This window comes from Paenibacillus sp. LRG-1 (assembly GCF_057220305.1).
Window position 1 is genome coordinate 1,090,409 of record NZ_CM170126.1, and the last position, 18,072, is coordinate 1,108,480.

General features: G+C 45.9%; 18 protein-coding genes. 14 read left to right on the plus strand and 4 right to left on the minus strand.

The features are described from left to right. Positions 1-18 precede the first annotated feature (18 nt). The 10 genes from ACUUJN_RS04875 (at position 19) to ACUUJN_RS04920 (ending at position 10,079) form a co-directional block, all read left to right on the plus strand. Positions 19-753, plus strand: a complete 735-nt coding sequence (locus tag ACUUJN_RS04875; RefSeq protein ID WP_023987196.1) for a TerC family protein — start codon at positions 19-21, stop codon at positions 751-753. Positions 754-920: 167 nt separating this feature from the next. Further along, positions 921-2,108, plus strand: coding sequence for an HpcH/HpaI aldolase/citrate lyase family protein (locus ACUUJN_RS04880; protein ID WP_071559143.1), 1,188 nt, complete (start codon positions 921-923; stop codon positions 2,106-2,108). A 52-nt stretch (positions 2,109-2,160) separates the two neighbouring features. After that, positions 2,161-3,507 carry a phosphoribosyltransferase family protein gene (locus ACUUJN_RS04885; protein WP_071559670.1) on the plus strand — a complete coding sequence of 449 codons (1,347 nt, stop codon included), beginning with the start codon at positions 2,161-2,163 and terminating at the stop codon, positions 3,505-3,507. After that, positions 3,504-4,655, plus strand: coding sequence for a cysteine protease StiP family protein (locus ACUUJN_RS04890; RefSeq protein ID WP_023987199.1), 1,152 nt, complete (start codon positions 3,504-3,506; stop codon positions 4,653-4,655). The genes ACUUJN_RS04885 and ACUUJN_RS04890 overlap by 4 nt, the downstream gene beginning before the upstream one ends. Continuing rightward, the gene (locus tag ACUUJN_RS04895) at positions 4,652-5,488 is read left to right on the plus strand and encodes an HAD family hydrolase (protein WP_071559141.1); all 837 of its coding nucleotides are present in this window, start codon (positions 4,652-4,654) and stop codon (positions 5,486-5,488) included. The genes ACUUJN_RS04890 and ACUUJN_RS04895 overlap by 4 nt, the downstream gene beginning before the upstream one ends. Positions 5,489-5,505: 17 nt before the next feature. Continuing rightward, on the plus strand, positions 5,506-6,537 hold the full coding sequence (locus tag ACUUJN_RS04900) for an ATP-grasp domain-containing protein (RefSeq protein ID WP_484669337.1): 1,032 nt from the start codon (positions 5,506-5,508) through the stop codon (positions 6,535-6,537). Between the two features lie 58 nt (positions 6,538-6,595). Continuing rightward, the gene (locus ACUUJN_RS04905; protein ID WP_068938757.1) at positions 6,596-7,276 is read left to right on the plus strand and encodes a hypothetical protein; all 681 of its coding nucleotides are present in this window, start codon (positions 6,596-6,598) and stop codon (positions 7,274-7,276) included. 98 nt (positions 7,277-7,374) lie between these two features. Further along, on the plus strand, positions 7,375-8,475 hold the full coding sequence (locus tag ACUUJN_RS04910; protein WP_071559139.1) for a toxic anion resistance protein: 1,101 nt from the start codon (positions 7,375-7,377) through the stop codon (positions 8,473-8,475). Positions 8,476-8,812: 337 nt separating this feature from the next. Beyond that, positions 8,813-9,358 carry a hypothetical protein gene (locus tag ACUUJN_RS04915; RefSeq protein ID WP_023987205.1) on the plus strand — a complete coding sequence of 182 codons (546 nt, stop codon included), beginning with the start codon at positions 8,813-8,815 and terminating at the stop codon, positions 9,356-9,358. A gap of 43 nt (positions 9,359-9,401) precedes the next feature. Beyond that, entirely contained in the window at positions 9,402-10,079 is a 678-nt protein-coding gene (locus ACUUJN_RS04920; protein ID WP_071559138.1) for a vWA domain-containing protein, read from the plus strand. A gap of 311 nt (positions 10,080-10,390) precedes the next feature. Here ACUUJN_RS04920 and ACUUJN_RS04925 read toward each other — a convergent pair whose 3' ends face one another. From ACUUJN_RS04925 to ACUUJN_RS04940, 4 genes are all read right to left on the minus strand, one after another. Next, entirely contained in the window at positions 10,391-10,771 is a 381-nt protein-coding gene (locus tag ACUUJN_RS04925) for a DUF3899 domain-containing protein (RefSeq protein WP_071559137.1), read from the minus strand. Beyond that, complete coding sequence (locus tag ACUUJN_RS04930) at positions 10,771-12,414, minus strand: peptide ABC transporter substrate-binding protein (protein ID WP_071559136.1); 1,644 nt, start codon at positions 12,412-12,414, stop codon at positions 10,771-10,773. Before ACUUJN_RS04930 ends, ACUUJN_RS04925 begins: the two co-directional genes overlap by 1 nt. Positions 12,415-12,610: 196 nt before the next feature. Then, entirely contained in the window at positions 12,611-13,561 is a 951-nt protein-coding gene (locus ACUUJN_RS04935; RefSeq protein WP_053324730.1) for an ABC transporter permease, read from the minus strand. A 1-nt stretch (position 13,562) separates the two neighbouring features. Beyond that, positions 13,563-14,489 (minus strand): ABC transporter permease, encoded by a 927-nt coding sequence (locus tag ACUUJN_RS04940; RefSeq protein ID WP_023987210.1) that lies wholly within the window; start codon positions 14,487-14,489, stop codon positions 13,563-13,565. 318 nt (positions 14,490-14,807) lie between these two features. Here ACUUJN_RS04940 and ACUUJN_RS04945 point away from each other — a divergent pair, with 318 nt between their 5' ends. The 4 genes from ACUUJN_RS04945 (at position 14,808) to ACUUJN_RS04960 (ending at position 18,067) form a co-directional block, all read left to right on the plus strand. After that, positions 14,808-15,575: an amino acid ABC transporter substrate-binding protein gene (locus ACUUJN_RS04945; RefSeq protein WP_053324731.1), complete on the plus strand. Its 768-nt coding sequence runs from the start codon at positions 14,808-14,810 to the stop codon at positions 15,573-15,575. 40 nt (positions 15,576-15,615) lie between these two features. Beyond that, positions 15,616-16,275 (plus strand): amino acid ABC transporter permease, encoded by a 660-nt coding sequence (locus tag ACUUJN_RS04950; RefSeq protein ID WP_023987212.1) that lies wholly within the window; start codon positions 15,616-15,618, stop codon positions 16,273-16,275. 15 nt (positions 16,276-16,290) lie between these two features. Next, complete coding sequence (locus tag ACUUJN_RS04955) at positions 16,291-17,043, plus strand: amino acid ABC transporter ATP-binding protein (RefSeq protein WP_025683111.1); 753 nt, start codon at positions 16,291-16,293, stop codon at positions 17,041-17,043. A 418-nt stretch (positions 17,044-17,461) separates the two neighbouring features. Continuing rightward, positions 17,462-18,067, plus strand: a complete 606-nt coding sequence (locus ACUUJN_RS04960) for a VC0807 family protein (RefSeq protein WP_053324732.1) — start codon at positions 17,462-17,464, stop codon at positions 18,065-18,067. Positions 18,068-18,072: the final 5 nt, after the last annotated feature.

Here is an 18,072-nt window from a genome sequence, read left to right on the forward strand (position 1 = left end):
ATCGGAGGCACTCTTTTCATGTTGAATGATTTGTTTAAAAATATCAGCGAAAACTATGGCCATTTCTTTTCATGGAGTGATGTTGTAGCTACGCTTACTGATCCAGTGAGTTGGGGGATTATAGGAACTCTCATTTTGCTGGAAGGACTTTTATCGGCGGATAACGCCTTGGTTCTCGCAGTTATGGTTAAACACTTACCCAAGGAACAACAGAAGAGAGCCTTATTTTACGGGATTTTGGGTGCGTATATATTCAGGTTCCTGGCTATCGGCTTGGGTACATTCCTGATTAAGTTCACACTGATTAAGGTACTGGGTGCGGCTTATCTGCTCTATATCGCTTATAAGGGCTTATTCAAGTCCGAAGGTGATGGAGAAGTGAAAAACAAACCTACTTCTTTTTGGAAAACCGTATTAATGGTCGAACTAATGGATATTGCCTTCAGTATTGACAGCGTCATTGCTGCTTTCGGTGTGAGCGAGAAAGTATGGGTTCTGTTCCTGGGTGGTATTCTCGGCGTTCTGATGATGCGTGGTGTTGCTCAAGTGTTCCTCAAGCTCATTGATAAATTTCCGGAACTGGAACAGACAGCCTTTATTATGATCGCCATTATCGGGGGTAAAATGCTGGCTGCTGCTTTTGGCTTTCATATGTCGCAGGTTTTATTCTTCGGCATTTTGATTGCTGTCTTTGTAGGCACAATGGTTATCAGCTCGGCGAAAAGAAAGAAAAAGGCCGACAAAGAGGCTTAATGTACAAAGTATAGCGAAATCCCTCCTGAAACTAAGGGGGGATTTCTTTTATACCCGAAGCACAGGGCTTCAGTCAGGCAAGAAAGAGCAAGAGGAGGGGAAGGGCCCTGAAATATTTTAATGATTTAACCTCTGAGGAAGTAGAAGCGATCTTTTATACTCCACCGTTGGAGTTTCATAACCGTTCTCCCAAAAGTATATTGGCTTATGCAATAGGAGCAGCTTTGTACATGCCTGCTACCCGCTCGGAGGTAGCGGAAGAGATCAAAAATGGAAAACATGAAGGACTAACAACGGTCATTTTGGATTTGGAGGATGCTATAGGGGATCACCAGGTCGGACAGGCAGAACAATCGCTGGCACAGCAGCTGCTTCAACTACTATCCTATGTACGGACGGGGATGATGAGTGAACAGCAATTACCTTTGTTATTTGTGCGTGTGCGCTCTGTAGAGCAGTTGGAACGACTACTGAACGGTTTGGGTGAATCTTTGTCGCTACTCACGGGCTTTGTCTTACCTAAGTTCTCTTCTGATAATGGACGGGCGTATTTTTCACTCATTGCTGAATTTAATCGAAATATGCATACAGGGGCAGGAAACGCAAGCGACATGCCTGTGCTGTACGGATTACCGATTCTTGAAAGCTCCAAAATCATATATCGGGAAACTCGCTGGAAAGAGCTGCTGTCGATTAAAGAAATTTTAGACGAGTACCAGGAATATGTGCTGAATGTACGAATTGGGGCAACCGATTTCTCCAGTCTATATGGCTTGAGACGCAGCCCGGATATTACGATTTATGAAATTGCCGTCATTCGGGATTGCATCGCAGATATTATTAACTTGTTTGGACGCGTGGGCTCAAATTATGTCATTTCCGGTCCTGTATGGGAATATTTCTCTCACCGAGAACGTGTCTTTAAACCTCAATTAAGAGTGTCTCCTTTCGAAGATGCACTTGGAAAGCCGGGAAGACACTTGCGGATGGACTTCATCTCAGATGCCGTAGACGGACTGATTCGAGAAGTCATGATGGACAAAGAGAATGGGATTATCGGCAAAACAATTATTCATCCCTCCCATATTAAACCGGTACAGGCCATGTATGCGGTGACACATGAAGAGTATATGGATGCACTTGAAATCGTTGAGCGTAACGACGGTAGTCTGGGTGTATTCAAAAGTACCTATGCCAACAAAATGAATGAAATTAAGCCGCATTTGAATTGGGCTCATCGTATTATCAATAGATCAAAAGTATACGGGGTGTTACATGAACAACAACATTTTGTCAGTCTCTTACCCAACCACGAAAACACATCTGCTGCCAATCCTGGAGCAGTTCAGCGTTAAAATTACGGAGACGCATAATCCATTCCGCCTTCCTGTGGACAAGCTGTTTGCGATGGCGGCACGGGTCAATAAAAAGCGTTCGTTTTTGTTTGTCAGCAAGGTGCTGGGTAAGCATATTCCGGTAAACCCATACACTTCTCTGCTCAGTGGTGCGGCGCTGGCGATTCTACTATATAAGGAGCTTGTCCCGCAGGCAGGACAACAAATGGATGAACTGATTGGAGAGGCCGTGAGAGGACTTCTTGACCCGGACTATGCGAAAGAGGCCTACCGAAAGCTGATGGATGAACGTTTAGCTTTTGCTTTTACGGAGCCGATCAAGTTTGTTGGTTTTGCCGAGACGGCTACAGCATTGGGACACAGCATGTATCGGTTGTTTGACGACGGAGCCTCGTATATTCATACGACGCGCGAGGATATTCCGGGCCTTCGGCCTATTATTCGGTTTGAAGAAGAGCATTCGCACGCTGTTGATCATCGTTGCTATGCACTGGATGAAGATGCTTTTGCGGGAGATGGCCCGATTGTGCTGGTAGATGATGAAATTACGACGGGAAAAACAACCCTTAATATCATACGGGATATTCAGGAGCATTTTCCGCGTAAACAGTATGTGATTGCTTCGTTACTGGATTGGCGGACAGACAGCGATGAGCAGGCTTTCACTGATCTGGAGGCAGAGCTAGGCATTACGATTACGCCTTTAAGCTTGCTCAAAGGAAAGATTGAGGTACAGGGAGTACCCATATTGGATCACGCAGAATATGCTGGACAGGCTGGGCACCCAGAACATGCAGCCACTAGCATGGCAGAGGTTAATAAAGACGCTTCTGGGATAATTGACCACCGTTTTGAAAAGGATACTTCCGGTTTTGAGCGGGTAGTACACAGTTCCATGTCAACGGACGGATACGCCAATACAGCTCCTTATCTAAAATATACAGGCCGTTTTGGTCTACAATCCGCTGACAATTCAGCGTTGGATGAAGAAATCACGCGTACAGCTGAACGACTGAACCAACTTCGTTCTGGGCAACGCACGCTGGTTATGGGCACAGGCGAATTCATGTACATTCCAATGCGGATTGCAGCAGAGTTAGGCCCGGATGTATATTTTCAATCGACGACACGCAGTCCAGTGTATCCCCACCGAGAAGAAGGGTATGGTGTCGCCTATGGTGTGACATACCCATCACCTGAGGATAGTACGGTACGCAATTTTATTTATAATGTAGATCCCGGTCAGTATGACGAAATATTCGTTTTGATGGAAAGGGAGTCAGACCCAGAGCGGATGAACCCCATGCTGGAGGCTTTGGCCCGTCTGGGTTGCGATAAAGTGCATGTTGTTTATTTTAATGGTTTAACTAGACAGGAGAGTAAAGGAGCGCGGATATGAAGCAAGCACTCATGGAGCAAATACAGCAGAAGAACATTCATCCGCCCGAACCGCTGGGCAGTTATCCTGCCTCGGATGTCACTTTTTTATTGAAGGATTTGAGCCGGGTTACGTTGGAAAAAGGGACGGAGGATCGTGAAGAGGCGATTCAGTCGGGAGTCCATTATTCAGAAATGCTGCCAGTGGAATACGAGCCCACAGCAGAGTATATTGCACTGTTTCACGAAACGCTTGCCCAATCTGCCAAAAAGGTTGCATTAGCGGCAGCTTCTGTGGCTGAGATGATTGTGAGAAAAAGAGGCCTGAACACGGCGATTGTTTCTCTTGCCAGAGCAGGGACGCCCATTGGTATCCTGATCAAGCGTTATATTGATTGGAAGTATGGCGTATCCTTGCCGCATTACAGCATTTCTATTATTCGTGGCAAAGGCATTGACCGGAATGCGATTTTATACATTTTACAGCAGCATGGACTGGAGATTGAACTTCAGTTTGTCGATGGCTGGACGGGGAAAGGGGCGATTCGCCAGGTATTGATTGAGGCCTGTCGTGAGATGAACGCGGATTACGGGTTGCGTCTAAATGATGATCTGGCGGTGCTGGCCGATCCGGGCAGATGTTCGGAAACCTTTGGTACACGAGAAGATTATTTGATTCCAAGTGCTTGTCTGAATTCGACTGTATCAGGTTTGATGAGTCGGACGGTATTACGCGACGATCTCATAGGCCCTGACGATTTCCATGGGGCCAAATTTTATGAATCCTGGCGGTCAGTGGATCAGTCCAATACGTTTGTGGATACGGTATCCGGGTACTTTCAAGACGTGGCTGAAACGGCCGTTGCATACGCTGAACAAATGACATTGAATCCGCCTGCGGTGACATGGCAGGGCTTACGGGATATTGAGGCGATTCAGCAGGCATTTGGTATTCGGGATATCAATTTGGTCAAGCCCGGAGTGGGGGAGACGACTCGTGTACTGCTGCGCAGAGTGCCGTGGAAAATTCTGATTGACCGCGAAGATAATCCGAATCTTCAGCATATTATGCTGCTGGCAAAGGATCGTGGAGTGCCTGTAGAGGTATTTGAAGGATTGACTTATTCCTGCTGCGGAATTATCAAGCCGCTCAAGGGGGGACAAGAATGATCTACGCAAGTGATCTGGATCAGACACTGATTTACTCCAAACGTTCGCTTGGCGTACCGCTGGAATCCCCTGGTCTGTTGCCTGCGGAACAGATAGACGGGGCGACGTCGGCTTTTATTTCTGAACAAGCCCTGCAATTGCTAAGGACACTGCCTGAAGATGTGATGTTTATGCCCGTGACGACTCGGACGATAGAACAGTATAGACGAATCACTGTGTTTCAGACGGAGTTGGTTCCCGCATATGCCGTGACGAGTAATGGTGGAAACATCATCGTCGGAGGCGAGGTGGATCGAGAGTGGAATCGGCGTATTCATGAACAAGTACGCCGTGATGGTGCTCATGCGGAAGAAGCTCGTCAGGTGTTCGGACAGGTGCTGGATGAAGACTGGGTCGTAAACGAACGCTTTTGCGACGAGTTATTCTATGCTTTCATGATTGAACGGGATCGTATGCCGCTGGAACAGGTGCTGGAGAAGGCACGAATCATGCGTGAAATGGGCTGGGAGGTATCCATTCAAGGTCGTAAGATATATCTGGTGCCTGCGGCTGTGAATAAACAGGCAGCCGTGGAGCATATCCGTAATCTCACGAATGGAGGGGCTGTGGTTGCGTCCGGTGACTCTTTGCTGGACCGTTGTCTGCTGGACTATGCCGATTATGCGATTGCTCCCCGTCATGGTGAATTGTATCGGGAACAGCTGCGGGATAAGCTGGAGGTCAATTACCGTTTTACAGAAGTGTCGGGGGTGTATGCAGCGGACGAAATCATGGCGTATGTTCATGCAATACACCGGAGTGTATTCGCAGCTCAAACTTCATTTTCAGAATAGATAGGGGACGTGGCTCTGTGAAGAAGGTTAAGGTGTATTTTAACCGCTGGTTTTCAGTGGCGTATCATTATATGAATGCTATTCGTAACAATGAGGACGGTATTCCGTTCGAGATCTATGCGACACACTCAGATCCGCAGCACATGGCGCTACAGGCCAGTGATGTGGCTGAAGTAGAGCCTCGCACCAATGGTGTGGAGTACGCACAATTTTGCGCTGATTTTTGCAAGCGGCACGGAATTGATGTCTTTATCCCACGGTGGAATATGCTTGATATTAGCAAGCATCTTTATTTGTTCGATGATATTGGGACAAAAGTGATGGTATGCCAAGATACCGAACTGCTGGAGCAACTGATGGAAAAGGATTTGTTTTATGAATCCATTCGTCAAAAGGACATTGTCACGATTCCCGATTATGCCATTGCCAGCAATGCCGAGCAGTTTAAACAGGCATATGAGTCGTTAATAGCACGTGGGCATAAGGTATGCTTCAAGCCATGTAATGCAGAAGGCGGAATGGGCTTTCGTATCATCGACAATGAACGTAATCCGCTGGAGGAACTGTTCGGTCATGCGCTGAATCATATTTCGTTCGAGGAAGCACACCGAGTATTGTCATCCACAGAATCATTTCCCAATCTGATGGTGATGGAGCTGCTGGAGGGATACGAATACAGTATTGACTGCCTGGCTGACCGGAACGGAAAGCTGCTAGCGGCAGTTCCGCGTAGGAAGGCAGGAGGACGATTACGGCTGCTGGAGCAGCATCCCGAGCTGTTGGAGGTGGCACAGAAGGTCGCTGAGGCGTATCACATTCCGTACAATTATAACATTCAGGTAAAATATAACGGCGAGCATGCCAAGCTGCTAGAGATCAATCCGCGGATGTCCGGAGGACTTCATGTATCATGTTTGTCTGGTATCAATTTTCCTTATCTAGCGGTGAAATCGGCTTTGGGTCATGAGATCGGTTCACTTCATCCGCAATACGACATTTTAGCCAGTCATATCGAGCAGCCAATCACCATACGTAAATCCGTACATTGACACACATAAATATTGTTTTCTACAATATGGTAAGGGTTTACGTCAGGAGGTACAAGCTATGACGTCAAAAATGTGGGGTGCCACGATTGCTGTGGTTAGCTACCTGATTGCGCTTTTACTAAGTTTTTGGTTGCCACTGTTTGTGTGTTTGGCGATTCCGATCATTGGTTTGGGAGGATACAGCGCCATCATGGCTGTTCGCCATCCTCGCCCCAATCTGACCGGTTCCGTGATTCCGGTGGTGCAGGAGCAGGTCGCTGAGACACATCAGCATGAAAAGGAAGCTGCTGTTCGACCGGAGTCTATGACAGGACAAGTACGTCAACCAGATCAGGTGAGCAGTGAATTTGCTCAGGTGATGGAGTATTTGGAGGTACTGGAGGATATGGTGATCTCCGAGGGACAGAAGGATGCGCTTGATAACGAGATTGTCGAGAAGGCGCTGGCTCTATTTGCACGTTTGCAGCGGGTCATTCCACTTTTGCATGAACTGAACAACAGCGAAGTGAATCATACGGTTCGGAGATTGATTTTGAAGGATTTGAACGGACTGATTAATCCGTTTCTTCGGCTCAGCGGCGATGCGAAGCGGACTAACCGGAGGACGTTATTAAACGGATTACGGGATGTGGACAGCAAAATATCGGTAATTGTATCTACGGTGGAGCATAAGGATCTGTTGGAATTACAGAGCAAAGCGGAGCTTATTCACCAGCGATATAGCAGTTCCGAATTGTAGGCGATTTTTTGGGAAAATAAAAAAAGTAGCAGTATAGCTGCTCTGAATAACAACGATTAGACTTGGGTAACAGTTGTTTTCAGAATAGGAGGTAGCGTATGGCGACCCCATGGGCTGAATTGAAAAAAGAAGATGAACAAAAGGTGACTGAGGAGGCTTCACAGCTGATTCAGAAGGTATCACAAAGCGATGTCATGAGCCTGGATACCTTAATGGATGATATCGGTAAGTTGGGGGTTAAAACGCAGGAACGTGCGGGGCAGACCCTTAAAATGCTGGATCGTCCGGTAAACGACCTCATGTCCGGTGATCGGGCTGAGGTATCCAATATGATCTTAAAGCTGCGTGATGAATGCGAAACGCTCCAGCAGAGCAAAAATATGAGCTTTTTTGGCAAGCTCCTGCGTAAAAGCCCGTTAAAGAACTACATTTACAAGTATCAGTCGGTGAAGATGAACATCGAGAAAATCATTACTGCCTTGAGAGATGGTAAGGATAATCTGGAAGAAAACATCGTCAGCATGAGACAGTTGAAGAAGGCTTCCATTGAAGAAATCTACAATTTACAGACGAAGATTGCCTTTGGTAATCGCTTGAAAGAACTGTTTGAGACCGAGATTGCCAAGCCGGAAAACGAAAACCGTAAGCCACATCTGGAGCGGGGATTGCGCAAGGTGGTTACTCGTACACAGTCGATGACAGAAATGATTTTGTTATACAATCAGGCGATTGCGGCAACGGATATTATTAATGATAACAATGATAAACTGATTGATTCTGTAAATAACGCGATTGATAAAACATCGAATCTGATCACTGTATCGGCTATGATCGCGATGGCGCTGGCGGATCAGGATAAAATCATTTCAGCCGTCGATGCGACCAACCGTACCATTGAAGATCAATTCAAGGAAAATGCGAAGCTTCTCAAAACGACGACCGAGAGAACGACAGATCTGCTTAGCAAGCCTTCTATGTCACTGGAAGCTGTGAATCAGGCGATTGGTGATTTGGTATCTGCTTTGGATCTGTCTGAAAAATCGAATCGCCAAATTATTGAAAGTTGTCATGATTATACAAGTAAAATGACAGCAATCAATGCCAACCTAAGCCAACGTTTGGGGATCGAAGGGAAAGAATCATCCAAACCGCTGAAGGATAGCAATTCTTCTGAGGGTCTAAGTTCGTTTTTGAACTGATGACAGTGTAGAATAATAGACCCAATCTATGAAAAAGACGCCGGAGTGACTCCAAAAGGCGTCTTTTTTGGTTTGGCAGCAGCCAATAAAGGACATGATGAACATACATAGCATTCTCGTGCATAAACTCTTAAAAAGCGAATGACAAAAGGAGAGAGCGAGCGTATGATGTCCTTTATTTTAGGGTGTGTGATTGTCTATTTACTCGTGGCTGTCAGCAGCGAAAAAGCAGATTCAATTGTGGAGTTAAATGATTCTGTGAAATAAAATTTTTTATTGAAAATCATGCATTTTCTGATAGGATAGAGTTAAATATTGGAATCCCAAAGGAGAATGCATGCTGGAATTTTCATTTGAAATCATCGACGAATCGAAAATCAACATTGTATATCAGTATGGAAGCAGCAACTTCAATTTTAATTTATTTTTTAACTACGGTGTGTGGACGCTGCATCCTTTTGACGGGATTCTGCTGCAGAACAAGGAAATGTGCCGTCTGATCGTTACGGATCTGTTTAAGAACAAAGATTTTCATGTCATGCTGGCGCGCGAAAATATTTTATTGTCAACCCTGCGTACCTCTATTGATCTCAATCCCGAAACTCGGGGAGAGCGATATCAGGAACAGGAGTTTGATGAGCTGTCTGATTTTGCTGAGACACACAGCTTTGAAGAGGTACTGCAAATCGAGCAGGATTCTGTCCGCGAGCGTATGGATTTCTTCCAAAACATCATTCAAAAAATGTATATGGAAGGATTCGGTCCGGAAGACAATGATTTTAACAAGGTACAAGCTATTCTTCGCATTTATAAGGCTGCACATGACCAACTCGGAGAATTGAGCGACTTTCCCCTGAGAGGCGACGAACGACGCAGATGGTAGAGTAGGCGTACAAACGCAAACATCATAGAGGAGCGTGGGGAACATGAGCGGTATTTCTTTACTTAAAAAGAATGCGCAACTGGTACTGACTAAAAAGAATCTAACAAATGTGACTGCGAGAGTTGGATTGGTGCTCGATATTTCAGGATCTATGAGAAGTTTGTACAAAAATGGTACCGTTCAAAAGGTGTTGGAACGAATTGTTGCAGTAGCGAGTTCTTTGGATGATGATGGTGTACTGGACGTATGGGTGTATGATCACCGTTTTTCACGTTTGCCGTCCGTTACCGAAAATGACGTTGACAACTATGTTGAAAGACATATTCTGTCCAATGATTATTTGCCCAAGTTCGGTCGCAATGATGAGCCGCCTGTGATGCGCGATGTCATCGCCAAATACACCAAGGAAGAACCCTCTTCTGATCCGGCCTTTGTTATTTTTATTAATGATGGCGGTGTGAAGCGTGGAAAAGGAGATAATATCGATAACGCAGTCATTGATTCGTCAGGAGAGCCGATTTTCTGGCAATTTATCGGTGTGGGTGAGTCCGATTTTGGCGTATTAAAGAAGCTGGACAACATAGAAGGCCGTGTGGTAGATAACGCTAACTTCTTTCAAATTCAAGATATCGAATCTATGGAAGACAATGAATTGTACGAACTATTGCTTAACGAGTTCCCGTTATGGCTGCAAGAAGCCAAGGAAAAGCATATTTATTAAGGCTACTAAGTATTGTAATATGCGATCCTATAAAGCTTCATATAAAAAATACAAAAAGAGAGAGTTACGCTAGCAAAAGCTTTGCGAAACTCTCTTTTTTCTTTACACACCTCTAAAACGTGTAGAAGCTCTACGGCGGTTTGCCAGCGGAGCGGGCAGAATTGTTCTGAAGAAGCGAAGCGTTCGCCTTTATCCCCGGATTTTACCCTTACAGGTTCTATTCAATAGAAATCCGGGGATAACAGCGATCGGAAGAACAATCTGCACGCGCAGCGCCCACCAACCAACCAAAGGCTTCTAATCGTTTTAACCTAACTCATCCCCATTAATATCATCGAGCAAAGTATAAGCCCTGTCCCGCACCCCGAAGTGTATACCTTGAGATGGCGGAACATGGATGTTTTCCAGGCTGACAGAGATTCATCGGAACGCAAACGCTCATTTTCCTCTCGTAATGCCTTGGATTGACGAATGAACAACTGTCTGATGTCGGCAAATCCCCGCAGGAAGAGGGTTAGAAAACCGCTTTGCAGAACGTGGAAGATTGCACCGATCACCAAGCCCAGCAACCCCAACAGGAATAGCAGATTTGCAGTAGCCATGTTTTCACGACCATACAAGAGATGGGGTGTGGCGTACAGAATTCCTAAAGTACCGACAATCAGGGCAGAGATCCCGAAACGTAAAATCATTATTTTTCGACCCGTTTCGCAAAGCGCAGGTCTGGGTTCGAACGAGCATCAAATACGATACCTTGAATCTTAGGACTGATTAATGCCGTGTCCGCAGAGAACTGGATCGGAATAATCGGCAGATCTTCCATCAATACGTCTTCTGCCTGATGGAGCTGTTCAAAGCGTTTTGCCGGATCAAGCTCAAAGGTTGAGGATTCGATCAGTTTGTCATACTCCGGGTTGCTCCAGTTGGTAAAGTTGTTCGAATTTTTGGAAGTATAATGCCCCAATACGCCGAGTGGATCCAGGAAGTTTCCTTCCCAGCCCATACGGGCGATCTGGAAGTTCTTTTGTTTAAAGGTATCAATGTACGTTTTCCACTCCTGATTCTCCAGCGTCACTTCAACACCCAGGTTTGTTTTCAGCATTTCCTGAATCGCTTCAGCTACTTTTTTATGCTTGTCCGAAGTGTTGTATTTGAAGGTGATCGGTGGTAGCTTGGTCAAACCTTCTTCTTTCAGACCTTCGGCCAGCAATTGTTTCGCTTTCGCAGCGTCAAACTCATAGTATTTTTTCGGTGCTTCATCACGGAAGTCCTTGCCGGATGGCGTTGTTGTTCCGTATGGAACATAACCGTAAGCCGGAGTTTCGCCACCTTTGGTTACGCTGGTAGCCAGTGCTTCGCGGTCAATCGCGTAGGCGATGGCCTGTCTGATTTTTTTATTGTCAAACGGCTTTTGTTTTACGTTAAAAGAATAGGTGTACACACTGAAAGATGGATGCGACAGGAATTCCTTGTTGCTCTTTTCCTGATCCAGTGTATCCACGGGAAGGCTCAAAATCAGATCCAGATCGCCCGTTTTATACATTTGATAATAAGTTGTGGAGTCTTGAACCATTTTAAAATTAATCGTTGCCATCGTAATGGCATCTTTGTTCCAGAATTGATCGTTTTTAGCCAGCGTAATTTGCTCGTTATGTTTCCATTCCTTGGCTACATACGCACCGTTGCCGACAATTGTGCCCGCTTCTGCTGCCCATTTGTCATTTTTCTCAACAACCGATTGGTTTACCGGCAGATAGGCATGACCCACAGCGATCGTTGGGAAAAAGCTCAGCGGTGATTTCAGCTCAACTACAAGAGTTTTATCATCTTTGGCTGTAACACCCACGTCTTCAATTTTACCTTTGCCTGTGTTGTACGCTTCGGCACCTTTGATGTAGTAGAGGGCAGAAGGATCGTAGGCAGCTGTTTTCGGATTCAGTACCCGTTTCCAAGAGTATTCAAAATCCTTAGCTGTCAGTGGGTCACCATTCGACCATTTTGCACCATCACGGATAGTAAAGGTGTAGGTTTTGCCGTCAGGAGATACATCTACTTTGCTGGCAGCGCCTTCTACGATTTTACCGGCCTTATCGTATGTATACAGCCCTTCATACAAGTTATCAATCACAAAGTAGGACGTTGTATCTGATGCGAAAGCAGGGTCTAGCGTATAAGGCTCCCCACCTGCCAGATTGGCAGTAATTTCTTGCGGGATATCTGCTTGAGGCGTAGCGGACGGGTCGTTGCTTGCTGTTTTGTCCGAAGTACCCGAGCATCCAGCTAAAGCCGTTACGGCCAAAAGTAAGATGATCGTCATCCAATGCATTTTTTTCATCGTGGTTTTCCTCCATTACTGTGATTAGTTATGCCAAAAATAAGGTACACCGTACCGGGATTTATTCATCCTCCTTTCCCGCAGGTATGCCGCGTGTGCGCACTTCGATAAAGGAACTGCCGTTTTTCCTGCGGTTAGGCGAGAAGCTGCGGATCATGGTGACACCCCTCCTTGTCCAATTTGGATCTCTCTGTTGTTAATGTTGTGAGCGCGGGTCAAGTGCATCTTGAAGCCCGTCTCCAAGTGTATTGAACGCCAGCATGGTGAGCGATATCATCAGCCCGGGGAAAAATAGGCGCCACCATTGACCGCTTAAAATAACGCCAAGTGAATCGTTAGCCATCGTCCCCCAGCTGGCCGAAGGAGACTGAATCCCCAGACCGAGAAAGCTCAGGAACGATTCGGCAAAAATAGCCGACGGAATAGTGAACGTCAAATTTACAATAATGATTGCCGCTGCGTTCGGTAGCAAATGTCTGAAGATAATACGCGAATGAGATGTCCCCAAGCTACGGGCTGCTAACACATATTCCTGCTGCTTCAGCTGTAAGATTTGCCCACGCACTACACGGGCCATACCGACCCAGCCAGTAATAGATAATGCAATAATCATCGTGAGTAGGCCTGGCTTCATAATGACGAGCAGCAGAATGATGACCAGCAGATAAGGAATACTATACAAAATTTCAATAATACGCATGAGAATGCTGTCGATCCGGTCGCCCGTTTTACCGTGCCCAGCACAATAGCCAGCAACACAGCCGACGAGAATGCCAAGCACCAAATCAATGGCGGCAGCGGCAAAGCCGATCATGAGTGAAATTCTAGCCCCGGCCCATGTCCGTGCCCATACGTCCCTCCCCAGATCATCCGTGCCAAACCAGTGCTCTCCCGAAGGAGAAAGATTCGTCTTCAAAAGGGATTGATCACTGGGTGCATAAGGAACCATGGAAGGTCCAACAATCGCCAGCACAATAATAATGATAAGTAGGGAAAGCCCCAACAGAGCAAGCTTGTTGTTAAAAAGTCTGCGTAGCCGATCCCGCCAGGGTGATTCTTTGGGTCTGGTCAACGTGGGGGTGGGGATCTGGCTACGGTCTACAAGACTAAACAGGCTGTCCTTTTCGACAGTAGGTGCTGCTTTCATGTTAATCTCCTTTGCTGTCTAATTTGATTCGCGGATCGACAAGGCGATAGGATATATCAATTAAAAATAAAGTAACGACCAGAATGGCACTATAGAAAATGGTCGTCCCCATAATCACTGGATAATCCCGGTTAAAGATACTGTCTACGAAGTATTTACCGATGCCGGGAATGGCGAATATTTTTTCAACGACAAAGGTACCTGTAATAACGGAAGCGAATAACGGTCCGATAAAGGACAGCACCGGAATCAACGCGTTGCGTAATCCGTGACGAATGACTACTGCCCAAGAGGACAACCCTTTTGCTTTGGCAGTGCGTATGTACTCCTCATGCATAACTTCCAGCATACTCGTCCGCATAAAGCGGGCGATAACGGCAAGCGGTGAAACAGCGAGAGCCAGCGACGGAAGCACCGTATGCTGCCAGGTTCCCCATGAGGCGACCGGAAGCAGGTGCCATTGGACGGCAACATACTTGATTAACAGCGGTGCCAATATGAAGCTGGGTACGGAAATACCAACAATGGCGATAAACATCGAGATATAATCCAGTGGTCGATTATGGTGTAGAGCAGCCAGCGTTCCGAGCGAAATACCGGCAATAATCGCGACCACGATGGATTGAATACCCAGCAATGCAGAAGGTGGAAAACCTCGGGCGATAAGCATATTGACGTCCGTCGTTTTCGATTGAATAGACGGGCCCATATCCAGCACTAGCAGATTTTTTAGATACAGCACATACTGCACAGCGAGCGGCTTGTCCAGATTGTACCTGGCACGCATGTTTTGCAATACCGCTTCCGGAATCGTTTTGGAATCGTTCGAGAATGGATCACCCGGAATGATGTGCATGATGATAAACGTTAAAGTGACGATAATCCACAACGTTATGAACATCGTAAAAAGACGCTTTAAAATGTACATGGGGCTTTATTTCTCCTGTCTATCAAGCTGATTTACATACTATTGCTGCTGAAATTTTAAAATAAATAAAAGTATATAAGAATACTAGGAAATAATAAGACGGTTTAGGTGACATGTCAAGGTAAGGTTTTACATTATAGAACACAGGTCAAATTTTCGTCACAGGTTTTCCATTTATATGAGGCTAAGATTCCGCTCATTCCTCTCGACGAGTATCCTGCGGTGTGTTATGATGATACTCTGATAACGTGTTAACGAACTAAAGCGTTTGCCACCTGTTCTTGGATACGGGGGTCACCATTGTTGGAGGGGAATAAGATGAGAAAAGCAGCCATGTTTACGATGTTAATTGGATTGATGATGATCGTGTTGGCCGGATGTTCCGGCGGTAAGGATGACAGTAAATTGATTATTGGAATTGATGATAAATTCGCCCCGATGGGCTTTAGAGATGAAAATAACGAGCTGACCGGCTTTGATATTGATTATGCGAAAGCGGCCGGGGAACAAATGGGTAAACAGGTGGAATTTCAGCCGATTGACTGGTCTGCCAAAGAATCCGAGCTGAACAGCGGACGTATTGATCTCATTTGGAATGGATACACCATTACGGATGAGCGTAAGGAAAAAGTGCTGTTCACGAAGCCATATCTGAAAAACAGTCAGGTGATTGTCATTCCGACTACTTCCAGTCTTTCCAAGCTGGCTGATCTGACGGGCAAAACGGTCGGACTCCAGACGCTGTCTTCAGCAGCCGATGCATTGGATGCAAATCCGATCAAAAGTAAATTGAAGCAAGTGTCCGAGTTCCCGGATAATGTTCTCGCTTTGACAGACTTGAAAACCGGACGTCTGGATGCGGTGGTCATTGATGAAGTTGTTGCCAAGTACTATATGTCGAAGGAACAAGGGACGTATAAGCTGCTTGATGAATCACTGGCCCCTGAGGAATACGGCATCGGTGTGAAAAAAGGGAATGAAGAGCTGTTGACGCAGCTGCAATCCGCTTTGGATGAGCTGCACAAGAACGGAAAAGCTGCTGAAATTTCGAAAAAGTGGTTTGGTGAAGATAAAGTATTAAATTAATACGTAGTGTATCGAACTAAGGGTTTAGGAGTCGAAGGTTATGAGTATGGAATATATTTTACGAATTATGAAGCCTATGCTTGAAGGGGCACAGATGACGGTTATTTTATTTTTCATCACGCTCATCTTGTCTATTCCATTGGGTTTTATCGTTACTTTACTGGCCAAAAGCCGGATTAAGCCAATCGCCTGGCTGATGCATACGTACATTTATGTTATACGCGGCACGCCGCTTTTGCTGCAATTATTGTTCTTTTGTTTTGGTCTGCCGATGTTGCCTGTCATTGGGGAGTATCTGGTATTGGACCGGACAACGGCTGCGGTACTGGCATTTGTACTGAATTATGCAGCTTATTTTGCAGAAATTTTCAGAGGCGGGATGTTGTCGATTGATAAAGGGCAATACGAGGCTTCGCAAGTGCTTGGCTTGAGCAAGTCGCAGACGCTGATTAGAGTCATTGTGCCGCAAATGGTACGGATTGCTTTGCCTGCGGTAACGAATGAGGCGACAACACTGGTAAAAGATACGGCACTACTGTATGCAGTAGCGGTACCGGAACTGCTGCATTTTGCCAATACGGCTGTAAACCGTGATTTCTCGATTGTACCTTATGTTGTAGCGGCGGTTATTTATTTGTTATTAGCTTTGGTGCTGACGCTATTCTTCAGGGCGCTGGAAAAACGTTTTAAATTCGAGTAAAAGGAATGTCGAGATATGAATACTAATGCAATAGAAGTTACCGATTTGAAAAAATCGTTCGGCAAGCTCGACGTTCTGAAAAGAGTGAGCTTTAACGTTAAAGCGGGCGAGGTTGTAGCCGTCATCGGTCCTTCAGGTTCAGGAAAAAGTACCATGCTCCGTAGTTTGGTGCACCTGGAAGATGTGACGGGCGGGACGATCCGCATTCATGATAAAGCACTGGTGGAAAACGGTCAGTACGCTCCAGCAGGTGATATTAAGGGCATTACCACCGGGATGGGCATGGTGTTCCAGCATTTTAATCTGTTCCCTCACTTGACGGTGCAGGATAATCTGGAGCTGGCTCCGAAGCTGGTGAAAAAGGTGAGCAAGGCTGAACTGCGTCGCCAAAGCGCTGAGTTGCTGGCTAAAGTCGGATTGGCAGATAAAGCAGATGCGTATCCATCCCGACTGTCGGGGGGACAGAAGCAGCGTGTGGCGATTGCCCGGGCAATGATGATGAACCCTGATATTTTACTGTTCGACGAGCCGACCTCGGCCCTTGATCCCGAGCTGACGGGTGAGGTGCTGCGAGTTATCAAAAAGCTGGCTGAGGAACATATGACGATGGTCATCGTGACCCACGAGATGAATTTTGCGAGAGATGTGGCGGATCGTGTCATTTTTATGGATAATGGAGAAATCGCGGAATCCGGTACACCAGAGCAGATTTTTGGAAATCCGCAGCTGGAGCGGACGAAGGTATTTTTGAATCGGGTGGAGGCTTAAAAAAATAGTTGCTTGTTAGAGTGTGTGTCGGGGAGGCGCTGCGCGTGCAGATTGTTCTTTCGAACGCACATGCTTCTTCAGAACAATTCTGCCCGCTCCGCTCACCGACCACCTTTGCCGCAACAAGTTTTTAAGCAGGAAGTGTGGGAGAAGAATAAAAGCAAGGGAGATGGCAAGCGCCATCTCCTTTTTTTTGTAGTTGTAGGGTATGCGAAACGTGTAGCAACATGAGGAAATATAGAATGTAAGCTCTCAAAAAGCTGGTTTAACAAGGAGTAAAAAACCTTAATGATTCTTATGTAAAAAGTCATGACGTTAGGTATTATTATTTTTTAATCTTTACATACCTACCGAAGGTATGTAAAATAAAAGATACCTACCGAAGGTAGGTTTTAAATGATGAGAGGATGAGTCGATCATGAATAAATCTCGCAACGAAATCATCTTTACGTTAATCATCAATCTTGTATTGCCTTATTTGACTTATCGCCTGCTAATTCCGTATACGAGCAGTGTGGTGGCTCTGTCTATCGCTGCTCTTGTACCACTATGCGACTCGATCTACAGCCTTATACGGACCCGTAAAGCAGATGTGTTCTCTGGCTTTATTTTTCTTGGTCTGATTCTTGGCGTCGTGGCCGTTCTCTTGGGCGGTGATGAACGCTTTATTTTGCTACGGGAGTCTTATGTGACCGGTATTATGGGGGTGGTGTTTCTAGGTTCGCTGCTCTTTGGTCGACCATTAATTTATTATTTTGCGGAAAGATTCACAGGCCATAATCCTCAGATGAACGATAAATGGGAGAAACTTCCCCGCTATCGCTTTAATTTCCGCCTGATAACGGCGGTGTGGGGACTCAGCCTGCTGCTGGAAGCCTTCATCAAAGTAGTGCTGGTATACTCGTTGTCCATACCGACCTTTCTGGCCGTATCCTCGTTCTTCACTTACGTGATTATTGGTTTGACGATCTGGTGGAATATTGGTTTCATTAAACGAATAAAAAGACAGACAACCGGGAGGTAAAAGAT

What these genes read in the sequence shown, in the direction of transcription:
- ACUUJN_RS04935 (WP_053324730.1), bottom strand. Translation starts at nt 13,561, where the DNA reads ATGAAAGCAGCACCTACTGTCGAAAAGGACAGCCTGTTTAGTCTTGTA.
- ACUUJN_RS04930 (WP_071559136.1), bottom strand. Translation starts at nt 12,414, where the DNA reads ATGAAAAAAATGCATTGGATGACGATCATCTTACTTTTGGCCGTAACG.
- ACUUJN_RS04905 (WP_068938757.1), top strand. Translation starts at nt 6,596, where the DNA reads ATGACGTCAAAAATGTGGGGTGCCACGATTGCTGTGGTTAGCTACCTG.
- ACUUJN_RS04895 (WP_071559141.1), top strand. Translation starts at nt 4,652, where the DNA reads ATGATCTACGCAAGTGATCTGGATCAGACACTGATTTACTCCAAACGT.
- ACUUJN_RS04890 (WP_023987199.1), top strand. Translation starts at nt 3,504, where the DNA reads ATGAAGCAAGCACTCATGGAGCAAATACAGCAGAAGAACATTCATCCG.
- ACUUJN_RS04945 (WP_053324731.1), top strand. Translation starts at nt 14,808, where the DNA reads ATGAGAAAAGCAGCCATGTTTACGATGTTAATTGGATTGATGATGATC.
- ACUUJN_RS04920 (WP_071559138.1), top strand. Translation starts at nt 9,402, where the DNA reads ATGAGCGGTATTTCTTTACTTAAAAAGAATGCGCAACTGGTACTGACT.
- ACUUJN_RS04950 (WP_023987212.1), top strand. Translation starts at nt 15,616, where the DNA reads ATGAGTATGGAATATATTTTACGAATTATGAAGCCTATGCTTGAAGGG.
- ACUUJN_RS04885 (WP_071559670.1), top strand. Translation starts at nt 2,161, where the DNA reads ATGGCGGCACGGGTCAATAAAAAGCGTTCGTTTTTGTTTGTCAGCAAG.
- ACUUJN_RS04940 (WP_023987210.1), bottom strand. Translation starts at nt 14,489, where the DNA reads ATGTACATTTTAAAGCGTCTTTTTACGATGTTCATAACGTTGTGGATT.
- ACUUJN_RS04910 (WP_071559139.1), top strand. Translation starts at nt 7,375, where the DNA reads ATGGCGACCCCATGGGCTGAATTGAAAAAAGAAGATGAACAAAAGGTG.
- ACUUJN_RS04955 (WP_025683111.1), top strand. Translation starts at nt 16,291, where the DNA reads ATGAATACTAATGCAATAGAAGTTACCGATTTGAAAAAATCGTTCGGC.
- ACUUJN_RS04875 (WP_023987196.1), top strand. Translation starts at nt 19, where the DNA reads ATGTTGAATGATTTGTTTAAAAATATCAGCGAAAACTATGGCCATTTC.
- ACUUJN_RS04915 (WP_023987205.1), top strand. Translation starts at nt 8,813, where the DNA reads ATGCTGGAATTTTCATTTGAAATCATCGACGAATCGAAAATCAACATT.
- ACUUJN_RS04960 (WP_053324732.1), top strand. Translation starts at nt 17,462, where the DNA reads ATGAATAAATCTCGCAACGAAATCATCTTTACGTTAATCATCAATCTT.
- ACUUJN_RS04925 (WP_071559137.1), bottom strand. Translation starts at nt 10,771, where the DNA reads ATGATTTTACGTTTCGGGATCTCTGCCCTGATTGTCGGTACTTTAGGA.